This window comes from Campylobacter sp. RM12642, from assembly GCF_020137635.1.
Classification (GTDB): domain Bacteria; phylum Campylobacterota; class Campylobacteria; order Campylobacterales; family Campylobacteraceae; genus Campylobacter_E.
On sequence record NZ_JACGAT010000002.1, the window covers coordinates 49,048 to 62,112 of the forward strand.

The 13,065-nt window shown below is 27.9% G+C and carries 16 protein-coding genes; 5 read left to right on the forward strand and 11 right to left on the reverse strand.

Features of this window, described 5'->3' with window-relative positions; translation table 11 throughout:
• Positions 1–9: 9 nt before the first annotated feature.
• Complete coding sequence (locus AVBRAN12642_RS01155; protein WP_214118822.1) at positions 10–717, reverse strand: YebC/PmpR family DNA-binding transcriptional regulator; 708 nt, start codon at positions 715–717, stop codon at positions 10–12.
• A 55-nt stretch (positions 718–772) separates the two neighbouring features.
• On the opposite strand from AVBRAN12642_RS01155, the gene AVBRAN12642_RS01160 reads away from it, so the two are divergent.
• Entirely contained in the window at positions 773–1,297 is a 525-nt protein-coding gene (locus AVBRAN12642_RS01160) for a GNAT family N-acetyltransferase (protein ID WP_336607048.1), read from the forward strand.
• On the opposite strand, the gene AVBRAN12642_RS01165 is transcribed toward AVBRAN12642_RS01160, so the two are convergent.
• From AVBRAN12642_RS01165 to AVBRAN12642_RS01195, 7 genes are all read right to left on the reverse strand, one after another.
• Complete coding sequence (locus tag AVBRAN12642_RS01165; RefSeq protein WP_214118818.1) at positions 1,283–2,035, reverse strand: TSUP family transporter; 753 nt, start codon at positions 2,033–2,035, stop codon at positions 1,283–1,285. The two genes, AVBRAN12642_RS01160 and AVBRAN12642_RS01165, sit on opposite strands and share 15 nt — an antisense overlap.
• A 98-nt stretch (positions 2,036–2,133) precedes the next feature.
• Positions 2,134–2,892 (reverse strand): sulfite exporter TauE/SafE family protein, encoded by a 759-nt coding sequence (locus AVBRAN12642_RS01170; RefSeq protein WP_336607049.1) that lies wholly within the window; start codon positions 2,890–2,892, stop codon positions 2,134–2,136.
• Positions 2,879–3,652 (reverse strand): TIGR02757 family protein, encoded by a 774-nt coding sequence (locus tag AVBRAN12642_RS01175; protein WP_336607050.1) that lies wholly within the window; start codon positions 3,650–3,652, stop codon positions 2,879–2,881. Before AVBRAN12642_RS01175 ends, AVBRAN12642_RS01170 begins: the two co-directional genes overlap by 14 nt.
• Entirely contained in the window at positions 3,649–4,638 is a 990-nt protein-coding gene (locus tag AVBRAN12642_RS01180; protein WP_336607051.1) for a glycoside hydrolase family 3 N-terminal domain-containing protein, read from the reverse strand. Before AVBRAN12642_RS01180 ends, AVBRAN12642_RS01175 begins: the two co-directional genes overlap by 4 nt.
• On the reverse strand, positions 4,635–5,513 hold the full coding sequence (locus tag AVBRAN12642_RS01185; RefSeq protein WP_336607052.1) for an NAD(P)H-dependent glycerol-3-phosphate dehydrogenase: 879 nt from the start codon (positions 5,511–5,513) through the stop codon (positions 4,635–4,637). Before AVBRAN12642_RS01185 ends, AVBRAN12642_RS01180 begins: the two co-directional genes overlap by 4 nt.
• Positions 5,510–6,928, reverse strand: coding sequence for an Asp-tRNA(Asn)/Glu-tRNA(Gln) amidotransferase subunit GatB (gatB, locus tag AVBRAN12642_RS01190; protein ID WP_267525128.1), 1,419 nt, complete (start codon positions 6,926–6,928; stop codon positions 5,510–5,512). Before gatB ends, AVBRAN12642_RS01185 begins: the two co-directional genes overlap by 4 nt.
• Positions 6,928–7,611 carry a F0F1 ATP synthase subunit A gene (locus AVBRAN12642_RS01195; protein WP_214118807.1) on the reverse strand — a complete coding sequence of 228 codons (684 nt, stop codon included), beginning with the start codon at positions 7,609–7,611 and terminating at the stop codon, positions 6,928–6,930. The genes gatB and AVBRAN12642_RS01195 overlap by 1 nt, the downstream gene beginning before the upstream one ends.
• Before the next feature lie 130 nt (positions 7,612–7,741).
• Between AVBRAN12642_RS01195 and AVBRAN12642_RS01200 the strand changes: the two genes are divergently transcribed.
• The 4 genes from AVBRAN12642_RS01200 (at position 7,742) to AVBRAN12642_RS01215 (ending at position 9,884) form a co-directional block, all read left to right on the forward strand.
• Positions 7,742–8,776 (forward strand): flagellar basal body P-ring protein FlgI, encoded by a 1,035-nt coding sequence (locus AVBRAN12642_RS01200; protein WP_214118805.1) that lies wholly within the window; start codon positions 7,742–7,744, stop codon positions 8,774–8,776.
• A gap of 149 nt (positions 8,777–8,925) precedes the next feature.
• The gene (locus tag AVBRAN12642_RS01205; RefSeq protein ID WP_239803721.1) at positions 8,926–9,186 is read left to right on the forward strand and encodes a rod-binding protein; all 261 of its coding nucleotides are present in this window, start codon (positions 8,926–8,928) and stop codon (positions 9,184–9,186) included.
• Between the two features lie 54 nt (positions 9,187–9,240).
• Positions 9,241–9,456, forward strand: coding sequence for a flagellar biosynthesis anti-sigma factor FlgM (locus AVBRAN12642_RS01210; RefSeq protein ID WP_336607053.1), 216 nt, complete (start codon positions 9,241–9,243; stop codon positions 9,454–9,456).
• Positions 9,456–9,884, forward strand: coding sequence for a hypothetical protein (locus AVBRAN12642_RS01215; protein WP_214118799.1), 429 nt, complete (start codon positions 9,456–9,458; stop codon positions 9,882–9,884). Before AVBRAN12642_RS01210 ends, AVBRAN12642_RS01215 begins: the two co-directional genes overlap by 1 nt.
• 18 nt (positions 9,885–9,902) lie before the next feature.
• On the opposite strand, the gene AVBRAN12642_RS01220 is transcribed toward AVBRAN12642_RS01215, so the two are convergent.
• The 3 genes from AVBRAN12642_RS01220 to accB are packed head-to-tail and all read right to left on the reverse strand — an operon-like array spanning position 9,903 to position 13,056.
• Positions 9,903–11,213: an MATE family efflux transporter gene (locus AVBRAN12642_RS01220; RefSeq protein ID WP_214118797.1), complete on the reverse strand. Its 1,311-nt coding sequence runs from the start codon at positions 11,211–11,213 to the stop codon at positions 9,903–9,905.
• Between the two features lie 48 nt (positions 11,214–11,261).
• Entirely contained in the window at positions 11,262–12,596 is a 1,335-nt protein-coding gene (locus tag AVBRAN12642_RS01225) for an acetyl-CoA carboxylase biotin carboxylase subunit (RefSeq protein ID WP_214118795.1), read from the reverse strand.
• 10 nt (positions 12,597–12,606) lie between these two features.
• Complete coding sequence (gene accB, locus AVBRAN12642_RS01230) at positions 12,607–13,056, reverse strand: acetyl-CoA carboxylase biotin carboxyl carrier protein (protein WP_214118793.1); 450 nt, start codon at positions 13,054–13,056, stop codon at positions 12,607–12,609.
• Positions 13,057–13,065 lie beyond the last annotated feature (9 nt).

Genomic DNA, 13,065 nt, shown 5'->3' on the forward strand with positions numbered 1-13,065 from the left:
AATTTTTCCTTATTCTATATTTGTATAAACTGCTTGAACATCATCATCTTCTTCAAGCTTATCTAATAATTTTTCAAGTTCAGTGATTTGCTCTTCACTAAGACTTATTGGATTGTTTGGGACATATTCAAGTCTTCCACTAACAAGCTCTAATTTAAGTTCATCAATTCCTGTGCTAAGCTCTTTAAAGCTATCATAAGCTCCGATAATTCTTACATTTTCTTCTTCATCTTCTAATTCTTCTAAACCAAAATCAATTAGGCTTAATTCTAATTCTTCTAAATCCATATTAGGTTTTTTACATACAAAAACACTTTTTCTTGAAAATAAAAATTCTAAACTACCATTTACAAGTGGAGTAGCTCCGTTTTTATTAAAAATAGCTTTTATATTAGCTGCGGTTCTATTGGTATTATCAGTAGCAACTTCAACTATAATTTGCACTCCGTAATTAGCTTTAGCTTCATAATGAAGGCTTTTAATATCGTTTCCATCTTTACCTGCTGCTCTTTTTAATGCCGCGTCAATATTATCTTTTGGCATATTTTGAGCTTTTGCTGTTGCTATTGCTGAACGAAGTTTTGCGTTCATTTCAGGGTCAATTCCACCTTCTTTTGCTGCAACTTCAATAGCTTTTGCTAATTTTGGAAATATCTTACTCATCTTATCCCAACGAGCTTCTTTTGCTGCACGTCTGTATTCAAACGCTCTTCCCATATTCACCTCTTATAATTAAAATTTGGTTAAGATTTTACAAAAACAAGGATAACTAATGATTAGACCTGCTAGAATGAGTGATTATAAGGCTTGCGAGATTTTAGACTTAGCAATGGCTGAGTTTAGTGAAAACTTTTTTAACGAGAAAGACTATCATAAAAAAATAGAAAAATTTTATGAATTTTTTGGCAAGGAAAAAACTAGATTTTGTCTTGATAATTTATTTGTATATGAAAAAGACAATCAAATTATTTCAATTTGTTGTGCTTATGGCGATAGAGAATATAATGATGACGCTTTAAAGCAATATTTAAAAAATATAAACTCAAATTATGAGATTATAAAAGAATGCGATAAAGATGAATTTTATATAGATAGTGTAGCGATAATTCCTAGCTATAGAAAAATGGGGATATTAAAAGAAATGCTTGAATATGCAATTAATATAGCAAAAAATAAAGGTTATAAAAAAATTACACTAATAACCAAATCTTCACAAATATACGAAAGATATGGTTTTAAAGTAATAAATGAGTGTAAAGAATTTGAAAACTATTTTAAAATGCTAAAAGAAATTTGAATATATTAATTTACAAATAGTGCAAAAAACAATAATTATAAAAACCCATCTAATTATATTTATATTAATTTTTAGAAGGCATTTACCACCTAAATAAGCACCTATTATCCCACCTATTCCCATAATAAGACCAAGTTTAATTAAAACATCATAAAAGCACAAAAAGAAACATAAAGAACAAACATTGCTTGTAGTGTTTAATAATTTAGTATTTATTGACGCTTGCTTTAGATTAAATCCTAATAAAGAAGTAAATGCTAATATCCAAAACGAGCCAGTTCCTGGTCCTATAAAACCATCATAAAATCCCAAAATAACACCAAAAATTATTAAAAATAAAGTAGTGCTTAAAATAGCTTTTTTGTTTATATTCCCTAGATTTGGCTTAAAAATAGTATAAATAAATACTAATATTAAAATAACTAAAATAAGTGGCATAATAGCTTCATTAGATATTAAAAGCAAAACATAACTTCCAAGAATTGAAAAAATTGCTGTTATTAAAATTCCAAGTCTTAATTCTTTAAATTTTATTTCTTTTCTTAAACTAAATACAGCAGAAACTGCAGCCATACTAGCTTGTAACTTACTAGTTGCAATAGCTAAAGATGGTGGCACTCCAAGTCCTAAAATCACAGGCAATGTAACAAGTCCGCCACCACCCACAATAGCATCAATAAAACCACCAATAAAAGAAGCTAAAAAGCCTATAAAATATTCTAATAAACTAAATTCCATAAAGAAATTATATAATAATTTTAGTTAAATTATACAAGACTAAATAAGTTTATAAAAAGTCTTTTATATAAATAAATTTTATAATTTGTAATAAAAAATTATTTTAAATAATATTCATAAGTTAGTTTAAGTAAAGTTATAAAAACAATAACTAAAAATATTTTTTTGATAGAATCACTTTTGTATTTTAAAACAAATTTAGCACCTAAAAATGCTCCAAATATACCACATACTGCCATTTTTAAACCAAGTGAATAATAAATCTTAAAATCTATCATAAATATTATAAGAGAAATCATACCGCTTGCCATACACAAAGCCTTAGCATTAATACTTGCTTGTTTAATATCTTGACCTATTAAACTAATGCTAGCAAATATCCAAAATGAACCTGTAGCAGGCCCTAAAAATCCATCATAAAATCCTATCAATAAGCCAAAAAACGGATAGAATAATTTTTCACTCATTATTTGCTTAGCTTTAATACTACCTAGTTTTGAATTGAAAATAGAATATATAAAAATCAATAAAAGAGTAAATAATATAATGGGTTTTAATGGTTCAGGATTAATTATTAAAAGAACCCTAGCACCTAAAATACCACCTATTATGCTAAAAATCATTCCTATAAATACTTTTTTAAATTCTATATATTTAAATAGAGTTGAAAACGAACAACACATCGCAAACATTGCTTGAAATTTGTGAGTGCTAATGGCTAATTGTTCTCCTAAACCAAAAGCAATTAGCATAGGTATTATAATAAGCCCTCCACCGCCGCAAATTGCATCAATAAAGCCAGCAAATAATGCCGATATTAAAACTATAATTTCTTGGATAATACTAATTTCTGGCATTTTTAATTAATTCTTGTAAAGAATTTTCATCATTAGTCTGAGATATTCTATATAAAGCAAAATCATATTTTAAAGGGTCTTCATTGCAAAAATTTTTTAAAGCCTTACTAAGCTCTAGCATACATTTTTGATCGGCTTGTTTTCTTTTAATAAGCCCTAACATAAGCCCCATTTTATGCGTATGTGTATCAAGTGGCATTAATAAATCAGCAGGACTAATTTCATTAAACAAACCCAAATCTAAATTATCATTTCTTACCATCCAGCGATAATACATACAATATCTTTTATACGCACTTGTATTATTAACTTTACTAAAAAAGAATTCATACCCATCACTTCTATAATCATTCAATGAATAAATCTCAGTAATTAAAGCTTGAATAACTTCTAATATTTTATTATTTTTGCTTGTTTTATAAATTTTATGACTAAAATCTTTTATACTTGATTTTTCTTTAAATCTTTTTAAACTAATAAAAATTTCTGCTACATCTCTTTCGTTTTGAAATCTATATTTGTGATTTATTTGCCTTATTTCTTCATCACTTTTATTAAGTAAAGTAAAATCAAGTTTTTTTAAAAATTTTACTATAGCACCAGCATTTCCATACGCAAATAAAGCGCATATTAAAGCAATAAATTCTATATCTTTGCTATTAATATTATCATATACTACTTGCAATGGGTCAGGGTGTGAATATAAATTATCAATTGTATTTTTAATACCACTTTGTTCATCTAATAATTTTTTTATCATATTCTCTCTTTTAAAGAAGTAATTTTTATATAAGATTCTTCTAATCTACTTCTACTTATTTTGCCATCATCTACTGCTTGACTTATAATATCAACAACATAACTTGCTGTATCTCCATACTTTATCCTAGATAATCCAAAATATAATATATCAACTCCAGCATTTATACTATCAATTATCCTATCTTTAAAATCTATGCCATCTAAATCACCACCTAAGATATCATCACTTACTATTACCCCATTAAATGATAAATCATTTTTTAATATATTAATGATTTTCTTAGACATATTTGCTGGTTTTTTATCTAGTATAGGATAAATTTTATTTGAAACCATTATCATATCAACTTTATTAGTTTGTGTAAAATCATAAAATGGCTTTAAAAAACTTAATCTATAATCTTTAACAAAACTTGAAGAATTATTCATATCTCCAGGAAAAGTTTTAGCTGCTATTAAAATATTACTTTGCCTAAAAGCATCAGAGTATTCTCTAGCATAGATACTAAGTTTATCTAATAAATCATTAGTTATATTAGTATTTACCCCTAATGTTAAATTTAAATTAAGTCCTAATTCTTTTAAATTTAAAGCTGATTTTAGATAATTTAATCTAGCATCATTAATATTTAAATTCTGATTAATAAAATCAGGTTCTTTACAATATAAAAAATCATAATTTTTATCTAAATCTTTATAATCAATACCTAAAAATAATGGATTTACAATTGCTATATTTTTAAATCTACTTACTAATTTTTTTGCCTGCTCAATATCTGTGAAATTATTAGCCCTAAAAACTATACCACCAACTTTTCCAAGACTAGCTTCTTGACCTAATTTTCTTATATTGTATTCTTTAATATCTTTTCCATTAAAACCTATCATAATCATCTGACCAGCTAGTCTTTGGGTGCTTATATTTGATAAATTTTGAGAATACAATACAATATTTATAAATAATATAATTAAAAATTTTTTCATTTTTTTAATAAATCTTGTAAGCTAGTTTTTACATTCTTGCCATTTAAAATTAATAAAATTTCATTAGCAATAGGGCAATATATATTATGTGTTTTTGCAATTTTACAAACTGATTTAGTAGTATCAATTCCTTCAGCAACTTCATTTAATTCTTGCTTAATTTCATCTTGATTATAGCCCTTTGCAAGCATTAATCCCACTCTGTAATTTCTTGATAATGTTGAACTAGCAGTTAAAAATAAATCACCTGCCCCACTTAAACCTAGAAAAGTATTATCTTTAGCACCAAAAAACTTACCAAATCTAGTAATTTCTATAAGACCACGAGAAATAAGAGCAGCTCTTGCATTATTACCTAATTCTAATCCATCACAAATTCCACTAGCAATAGCAATAATATTTTTATATGCGCCACAAATCTCAGCACCAACGACATCATTATCAGTGTATGTCTTTATAAAACTAGGAAAAAAATTAGCAAATTCTTGATTTAACTTATCATTAACACCACTAATTACAAGTGCTGTTGGTAAATTTTTACTAACTTCTGTTGCAAAAGATGGGCCAGTTAAAACACTAATATTTTCTATTGGAAAAAACTTAGAAAATATATCGTGTAAAAATAAGTCTTGATAAATACCTTTTGAAGCGATTAATACATAATTATAATTTAAATTACTAAAGTTAGCTCTAAGATAATCATAGGTTCCTTGAGCACTTAATGCAAATATTAAATATTTACTTTTTTTAGCTTCGTTTATATCAATATATTCACCTGATTTTTTACTAAAAGAACAAATATTTACTTTGTTATTAAGTGAGATAGCATGAGCTATTGCACTACCCCACTTACCAGAACCAATTACGCTAATCATCCAAGCTTAGCCTTTAAAAGCTCATTTACTTTATTTGGATTAAAAGCTCCTTTGCCTTCTTTCATAGTCTGTCCTACAAAAAATCCAAACAACTTATCTTTACCTGACTTATATTCAGCTACCTTATCTGCATTTTTAGATAATATTTCATCTATTATTGCATTAATAGCACCATCATCACTAACTTGTTTTAATCCTAGTTTATCAATAGCATCACTTACACTTATATCGTTTTCAAACAAATAAGCTAAAACATCTTTGCCTGCTTTATTTGATATTTCACTATTTTCAATAGCTTTTATCAAATCTGCTAATTTTTCTTTTCCCACAGGAGAATTTGTTATATTTAATTCACCTTTTAATAAACCCATTAATTCTACACTTAACCAAGTTGTACTAAGTTTTGGAGAACAACCTGATTTTATTAAATATTCAAAAAACATAGCCATTTCTAGTGAGCTTACTAAAACCTTAGCATCATCTTCTTTTAGCCCATACTCGCTAACATAACGAGATATTTTCTCATCTGCAAGTTCAGGAATTGCAACATTAATCATATCAGCACTAGCAAATACAGGTAATAAATCAGGGTCTGCAAAATATCTATATTCAGCAGCTTCTTCTTTGCTTCTCATAGGTTTTGTAACAAGTCTTGTAGTATCAAATAATCTTGTTTCTTGAACTACTTCACTATCATACTTACCATCCATCCAAGCAGCTATTTGGCGTTCTTTCTCATACTCTATTGCTTTTTGAATAAATTTAAAACTATTTAAATTCTTAATTTCTACTCTTGTATAAAATTTATTATCGCCTTTAGGTCTGATAGATATATTAACATCACATCTAAAAGAGCCTTCTTGCATATTAGCATCACTAATATCTAAAAATCTTATAATAGAATGAAGTTTTTTAAGATAAGCTACAGCTTCATCAGCGCTTCTAATATCTGGCTCACTTACAATCTCAAGTAGTGGAGTTCCTGCACGATTTAAATCCACTAAAGAATTATCGTTTTCGTGAATATTTTTACCTGCATCTTCTTCAAGGTGAGCTCTAGTAATTCCTACTATTTTTTTACCAAAATCACCTTCAATTTCTAATTTTCCACCTTCAACTATTGCCACATCAAATTGTGATATTTGATAAGCTTTAGGTAAATCAGGATAAAAATAGTTTTTTCTATTAAAAATACTTACTTCATTAATTTTTGCATTAATTGCTTTACCAAAATATATAGCCTTTTGTAAAGCTTCTTTATTTAATACAGGTAAAGCTCCAGGCAATGCCAAACACACAGGGCAAACATTAGTATTAGCAACTTCACCAAAACTTGTCGCACAAGAACAAAAAATCTTAGTTTTTGTATTAAGCTGAGTATGAACTTCTAAACCAATAACTACTTCAAATTCCATTAATGCTCCTCATCAATTGCAATAGCACTAGCTATATATACATAAGTTAAAATCATAAATACAAACGATTGTAAAAATGCCATAAATGTTAAAAGAAAATATGGTGGAAGCGGAGCTACGATTGGAACTAAAGCCAAAATAACACCTAAAAATAAATCATCTCCTTTAATATTTCCAAAAAGACGGAAAGATAAAGAAACTATACGAGAAAAATGTGATATCACTTCAACAACAAACATAAGTGGAGCAATCACTTTAACAGGACCAAAAAAATGCTTGAAATACTTAAAAAATCCTTGAGTTTTTATGCCTTCGTAATGATAGTATATAAAAACAATTATTGCTAAAGGAAGTGTTAAATTTAAACTAGCACTAGGAGCTTCAAATCCAGGAATTATACCTATTATATTGCTTACAAAAACAACTAATCCAAGAGTAGCGATTAAAGGAACATATTTTAAAGCTGCTTCCTTTGAGCCTAAAGTATCTTTACCCATAGATAAAACACCATCTAAAAACATTTCCATAATATTTTGAATACCTTTTGGAACTAATTGCATTTTAGAAGTTGCTAATTTTGCTAAAACCAAAATAATTGCAATAACTAAAACGAAATGAATTAAATAAGTAATCGCTTTATTGTCATCAGCTATAAAATCACTAAATAAAAATAAATTGTGCATTTATTATCCTTAAAATTTGAAAGTAATCTGCTGATTTTACAAAAGCTAATTTAGTATTTGGTTAATGTTTTTGTAAAAAATATGGAATATGATTTGCTTAATTTAAACATATTTAAAATAAGGAAAAATAATGAGATTTATGATATTTTTGATATTTATATTAAATTCCTTAATGGCTTCACAAATAAAAGATATTGCAAATATTGTTGGAGTTAGGGATAATGAATTAATCGGATATGGTTTGGTTGTTGGTCTAAATGGTAGTGGAGATGGTTCTAGTAGCGAATTTACTATTCAATCAATTGCAAATATGCTAGGCTCTATGAATATCAAAATAAGCCCTGATGATATTAAAAGTAAAAATACCGCAGCAGTTATGATTAGTGCAAAATTACCTGCCTTTGCAAAAAGTGGGGATAAAATTGATGTAAATGTAGCTTCATTAGGTGATGCTAAAAGTTTAAAAGGTGGAACACTTTTATTAAGTGCTTTAAAAGGTGTTGATGGGAATATTTACGCATTAGCTCAAGGAGCGCTTAGTATAGATAGTAGTGGCAAAGGTGCTAGTATGACAAATGCAAAAATAACAAATGGAGCTAGTATAGAAAGAGAAGTTAATTTTGATTTTAACAATCAAGAAAGAATTACTCTAAGTCTAAAGCAAAATGATTTTGCACTAGCGAGTAAAATAAAAAACGCAATAAATAAAGCTTATGATTTAGATATAGCAAAAGCTACAGATGGTAAAACAATAATAATAGAAAGACCAGAAGAAGAAAGTGCAGTTGATTTTATAGCAAAAGTATTATCGCTAGATGCTGGAGAAATAAACGCAAATAGTAAAATCATAATAAATGAAAAAACAGGAACGATAATAAGTGGAATTGATGTAGAAGTTAGTCCTGTTTTAATATCTCATGGAAATATAACAATTAAAATTGAACCTAAAAGACCTTATGAGCTAAAAGACAATGAAGTTGATTTAAAAGATGGTAGTGTAATTGATACTAGCTCAAATATTTTAAGAATTACTAACGATAAAATAACTTTAGCAAATATCACTAGAGCCTTAAATAAACTAGGTGCAAGCCCTGCTGATGTAATAACGATTATTAAAAATTTAAAACAAGCTGGAGCAATTAATGCTGAATTGGAGATTTTATAATGGATATATCAAAAATTTATGAAAATACATATAAAAATACTCTACCAAATACAAATACCTTAATAAAATTAAGCGAAGATAGTAAAAATAATTTTTCTAATTTATTAGAAAAAGAAATTAATAAAATAGAAAATAAAAAATCTCATGAAATTTTAAATTCTAATTTAATAAACCAGCCAAATACTGCAAAAGTAGATGAAAAATTGTTAAAAGAACAAACAGATGCTTTTGAAGCATTTATGATAAAAAGTGTCCTTGATATTAGTCTTAAATTAGAAAATCCACTATTTGGAAAAGACGCTGGAGATGATATTTATGGCTCAATGTATAATGATGCTATGAGTAAGGCTTTAAGTGGTGGGCTTGGATTTTCTGAAATGCTATTTAATTTTTTAAAAGAAAGGCTATAAAGTTTTTTAAACTAATTCCGATATAGTATGCAAATATTATAAAAAGGTTGAAAAATGTTAAACTCACTTAGTTCATCTATGGTATATTCAAGCCAAGATATTATGAAGCCAAAAGCTACAAAAAGTGAAAATGTTGATAAAACTGAAGTTAAAGAAACCAAAAGTTCTTTAAGCCCAAAAGCAGCTGCTATAGCTGAGCAAATTGCAAATGGAACTTATAAAATTGATTTAAAATCTACCGCAAATGCAATTGCAAATGAGTTATACTAATGATAGAAAAAAGACTAGCTACTGCTAATAATCTTTTATTAAAAATTATTAGCATAACAGAACAAGGAATAAGTGATATTAAAGAAGCTAGAAAAGATAGGCTTGATACTCAAAATAAGGAAAAAGTAGAAGCACTTAATGCTTTTTTAAAAGAAAAACAAGCTTTAGATAATGCCTTACTTGAATTAGCTACTAAAAATAATGGTAATTTATCAGATTTATTAAGTGAAAAATCAAGCGATTTATTACAACAATTAAAATTTAATTTAAATTACTTATTAGCAAAAAACAAAGAATATGCAAAATATGTGCTAAGTGTTAAAGAATTTTATGATTCTTTACTTGAAGAAATGTTAAAAGATAGCATAGAAACTAACGGATACAAACAAGAATTTAAAAGCACAACAACACTAAATCATAAAATATAAATATCTTTTAAAAGATATTTATACAGCTGATTTGCTTTGCCATTTTTTACTTTTCCAACGATATGTATTAGCAAGTCCTCTTAAAAGTTCATCAACTACAAAAGCACTCCATATTCCAACCATAGCAAAATGTAAATGTATCCCTAAAATATAAGCTAAAGGAACGCTAACTCCCCACATAAAAACAATTCCAGCATAAAAAGGAAAAGCAGCATCCCCACTAGCCCTTAAAGAATTAACCATTACTATATTTAAAGCTCTTGAACTTTCTAAGAAAAAACTTATTATAAAAAGCGGTTTTATAATATTTATTAATTCATTGCTTAAACTAAGTGCTTGAAATATATAATCTTGAATTAAAAAAACAAAACTAGCATATACTAAACTACAAATTATTGCAATTTTTAATACTTTAAAACTTTGTTTATACGCTTTTTCAAATTCTTTTGCACCAACTAGCCTACCGATGATTATCTCATTAGCCACACTTAATGCAGAGCTAGTAGTAAATATAAACATTGAAATTTGAAAAAATATACTTTGAATACTTAAAGCATCTTTTCCTAATAATCCAACAAAAGCAAAAATAACCATATATTGTGCTGACCATAGTAGATTTTCTCCTGCACTAAAGCCACCTATTGTCAAAATATTTTTTAATATTTTTTTATTAATTTTAAAAAATAGCTCAAAATAAATCTTAAGTTTTGCAATCTTAAAATATATATAAATTAGCATTGCAAGGCTTACTATCCTAGAAATTACACTTGAAATTCCCACTCCAAATAAGCCTAAATCATATTTATATAAAAATATAGCATTAAAAACAATATTAACTGCATTCATAATAAGCGATACAATCATTAATTCCTTAGCCTTAGCATAAGTTCTAATGACAGATGATAAAGCTATATTTAAGCAATCTAACAATATTACATAAGCTATAGTTTGTAAATATATTAATGAATAATCAAATATATCATTAGGAACATTTAACAACCTAAGCATATTGCCATCAAAAAAATTAATTATAAAAAATATCAAAATACCTAAAACCATATTAAAAGATATACTAATATGAGCTGACCTTATTGCTAAGTTTTTGTTATTAGCGCCTAAAGCTTGAGATATTAATACACTTGAACCAATTGAAAGGAATGAAAATATAGTTGTAGCTATTATAAAAATCTGATTTGCACTACTCATAGCTCCTATTAAAAACACATTGTATCTACTAATCATAATAGTATTTATGACAATAGAGCTAAAACGAAGTAGCATTTCTAAATAAATATTTAAAGATAATTTATAAAAATTAATTTCTTTCATAGCATTACTTAGGACTAAATGAAATTCTTAAAGAATTTCATTTAGAAATTATCTTCTTGATAAATAGTTTGTATCAAATTTATTGTTTATAAAATCAGGATTTTCCATCATAGAAATATGAAAATCTTTTGTAGTTTTAATACCACTTACTATTAATTCTTGTAAAGCACATTTCATCTTATGAATTGCCATCTCTCTTGTAGGAGCCCACACAACAAGCTTACCTATCATACTATCATAAAACGGAGGAACGCTGTATCCTTGATAAACATGGCTTTCCATTCTCACATTTGCACCTGCAGGAGCTGTATATCTACTAATTGTCCCAGGACAAGGTGTAAATGTTTTAGGGTCTTCTGCAGTAATTCTGCACTCAATTGAATGACCTTTAAAATTTATCTCTTCTTGTTTAGGTAGAGCTTTTCCTTCAGCTACATTTATCATATGACGAATAATGTCTTCTCCACTACACATTTCACTTACGCAATGCTCAACCTGTAATCTTGTATTCATTTCAATAAAATAAAAGTTTTGATAATCATCTAATAAAAACTCAAATGTCCCTGCACCTTCATATCCAATAGCTTTAGCTGCTCTTATAGCAGTTTCTAATAATTTTTCTCTAGTAGCTGGCTCTAAAATTCTAGCTGGACTTTCTTCTATTAGCTTTTGATGTCTTCTTTGCATAGAGCAATCACGCTCACCTATATGAATAACATTTCCAAAACTATCTCCTATGATTTGCACTTCAATATGGCGTGGATTTTTAATGTATTTTTCAATATACATTCTACCATCACCAAATGCACTTGTAGCTTCGCTTTCAGCAGACCAATATGCTTTTTCTAAATCAGCAGCCTTTTCAACCACACGCATACCACGGCCACCACCACCTGCAGCAGCTTTTAAAATAACAGGATAGCCCATTTCTTCAGCTAATTCTTTTGCAACTTCTACTCCACTAATAGCCCCATCACTACCTGGGATTACTGGAACACCTGCTCTTTTCATAACTTGTTTAGCTTTACTTTTATCACTCATAGTATTCATAGCTTCTACGCTAGGACCTATGAATTTAATATTATGACGCTCACAAATTTCTACGAAATTTTGATTTTCACTCAAAAACCCATATCCAGGAAAAATCGCATCAGCACCACATAATTCAGCAGCACTAATAATTGATGGGATATTTAAATAACTCTCGCTTGATTTTGGACCACCAACGCAAATACTAGCATCACAATATTTTAAATATAAAGCGTCTTTATCAGCACTAGAATATATACAAATAGCTTCTTTACCCATTTCTTTAATCGTTCTAATAGCTCTTAGAGCTATTTCTCCACGATTAGCAATTAAAATCTTTTTAATCTCTCTCATTGCAACCTACTTATAGTTTTTCAACTGCAAATAATTCTGTTCCATACTCCACAGGTTGTCCATCTTCTACTAAAGCGCTTACGATTTTGCAATCAAATTCAGCTTCAATTTCATTCATAATTTTCATAGCTTCAATAATGCAAATTGTATCGCCTTTTCTCACTGTTTGACCAACTTTTACGAAACTAGCTGCCCCTGGACTTGGTGCTTGATAAAATGTTCCTACCATTGGGCTTGTAATTGCTGGATGAGTGTTTTTAGCAGGTTGTGCTTCATTTACTACATTTACATTAATTGGTGCTGGGGCACTTTGTGGCATTACTGCAGGAATTGGTGCGCATTCAACAACCGTTCCTTGCTTTTCTAAGCTAATTTCAAAATCGCCTTCTTTGATTTTGATTTTGCCTATATTTGCTTGAGCAAACATATCTATTAATTCTTTTATTTCTTCTCTTTTCATTTTCTCTCC

Bases quoted from the DNA above. Each gene is read 5' to 3' on its own strand.
- AVBRAN12642_RS01155 (WP_214118822.1), bottom strand. From the start codon at position 717: ATGGGAAGAGCGTTTGAATACAGACGTGCAGCAAAAGAAGCTCGTTGG.
- AVBRAN12642_RS01160 (WP_336607048.1), top strand. From the start codon at position 773: ATGATTAGACCTGCTAGAATGAGTGATTATAAGGCTTGCGAGATTTTA.
- AVBRAN12642_RS01165 (WP_214118818.1), bottom strand. From the start codon at position 2,035: ATGGAATTTAGTTTATTAGAATATTTTATAGGCTTTTTAGCTTCTTTT.
- AVBRAN12642_RS01170 (WP_336607049.1), bottom strand. From the start codon at position 2,892: ATGCCAGAAATTAGTATTATCCAAGAAATTATAGTTTTAATATCGGCA.
- AVBRAN12642_RS01175 (WP_336607050.1), bottom strand. From the start codon at position 3,652: ATGATAAAAAAATTATTAGATGAACAAAGTGGTATTAAAAATACAATT.
- AVBRAN12642_RS01180 (WP_336607051.1), bottom strand. From the start codon at position 4,638: ATGAAAAAATTTTTAATTATATTATTTATAAATATTGTATTGTATTCT.
- AVBRAN12642_RS01185 (WP_336607052.1), bottom strand. From the start codon at position 5,513: ATGATTAGCGTAATTGGTTCTGGTAAGTGGGGTAGTGCAATAGCTCAT.
- gatB (WP_267525128.1), bottom strand. From the start codon at position 6,928: ATGGAATTTGAAGTAGTTATTGGTTTAGAAGTTCATACTCAGCTTAAT.
- AVBRAN12642_RS01195 (WP_214118807.1), bottom strand. From the start codon at position 7,611: ATGCACAATTTATTTTTATTTAGTGATTTTATAGCTGATGACAATAAA.
- AVBRAN12642_RS01200 (WP_214118805.1), top strand. From the start codon at position 7,742: ATGAGATTTATGATATTTTTGATATTTATATTAAATTCCTTAATGGCT.
- AVBRAN12642_RS01210 (WP_336607053.1), top strand. From the start codon at position 9,241: ATGTTAAACTCACTTAGTTCATCTATGGTATATTCAAGCCAAGATATT.
- AVBRAN12642_RS01215 (WP_214118799.1), top strand. From the start codon at position 9,456: ATGATAGAAAAAAGACTAGCTACTGCTAATAATCTTTTATTAAAAATT.
- AVBRAN12642_RS01220 (WP_214118797.1), bottom strand. From the start codon at position 11,213: ATGAAAGAAATTAATTTTTATAAATTATCTTTAAATATTTATTTAGAA.
- AVBRAN12642_RS01225 (WP_214118795.1), bottom strand. From the start codon at position 12,596: ATGAGAGAGATTAAAAAGATTTTAATTGCTAATCGTGGAGAAATAGCT.
- accB (WP_214118793.1), bottom strand. From the start codon at position 13,056: ATGAAAAGAGAAGAAATAAAAGAATTAATAGATATGTTTGCTCAAGCA.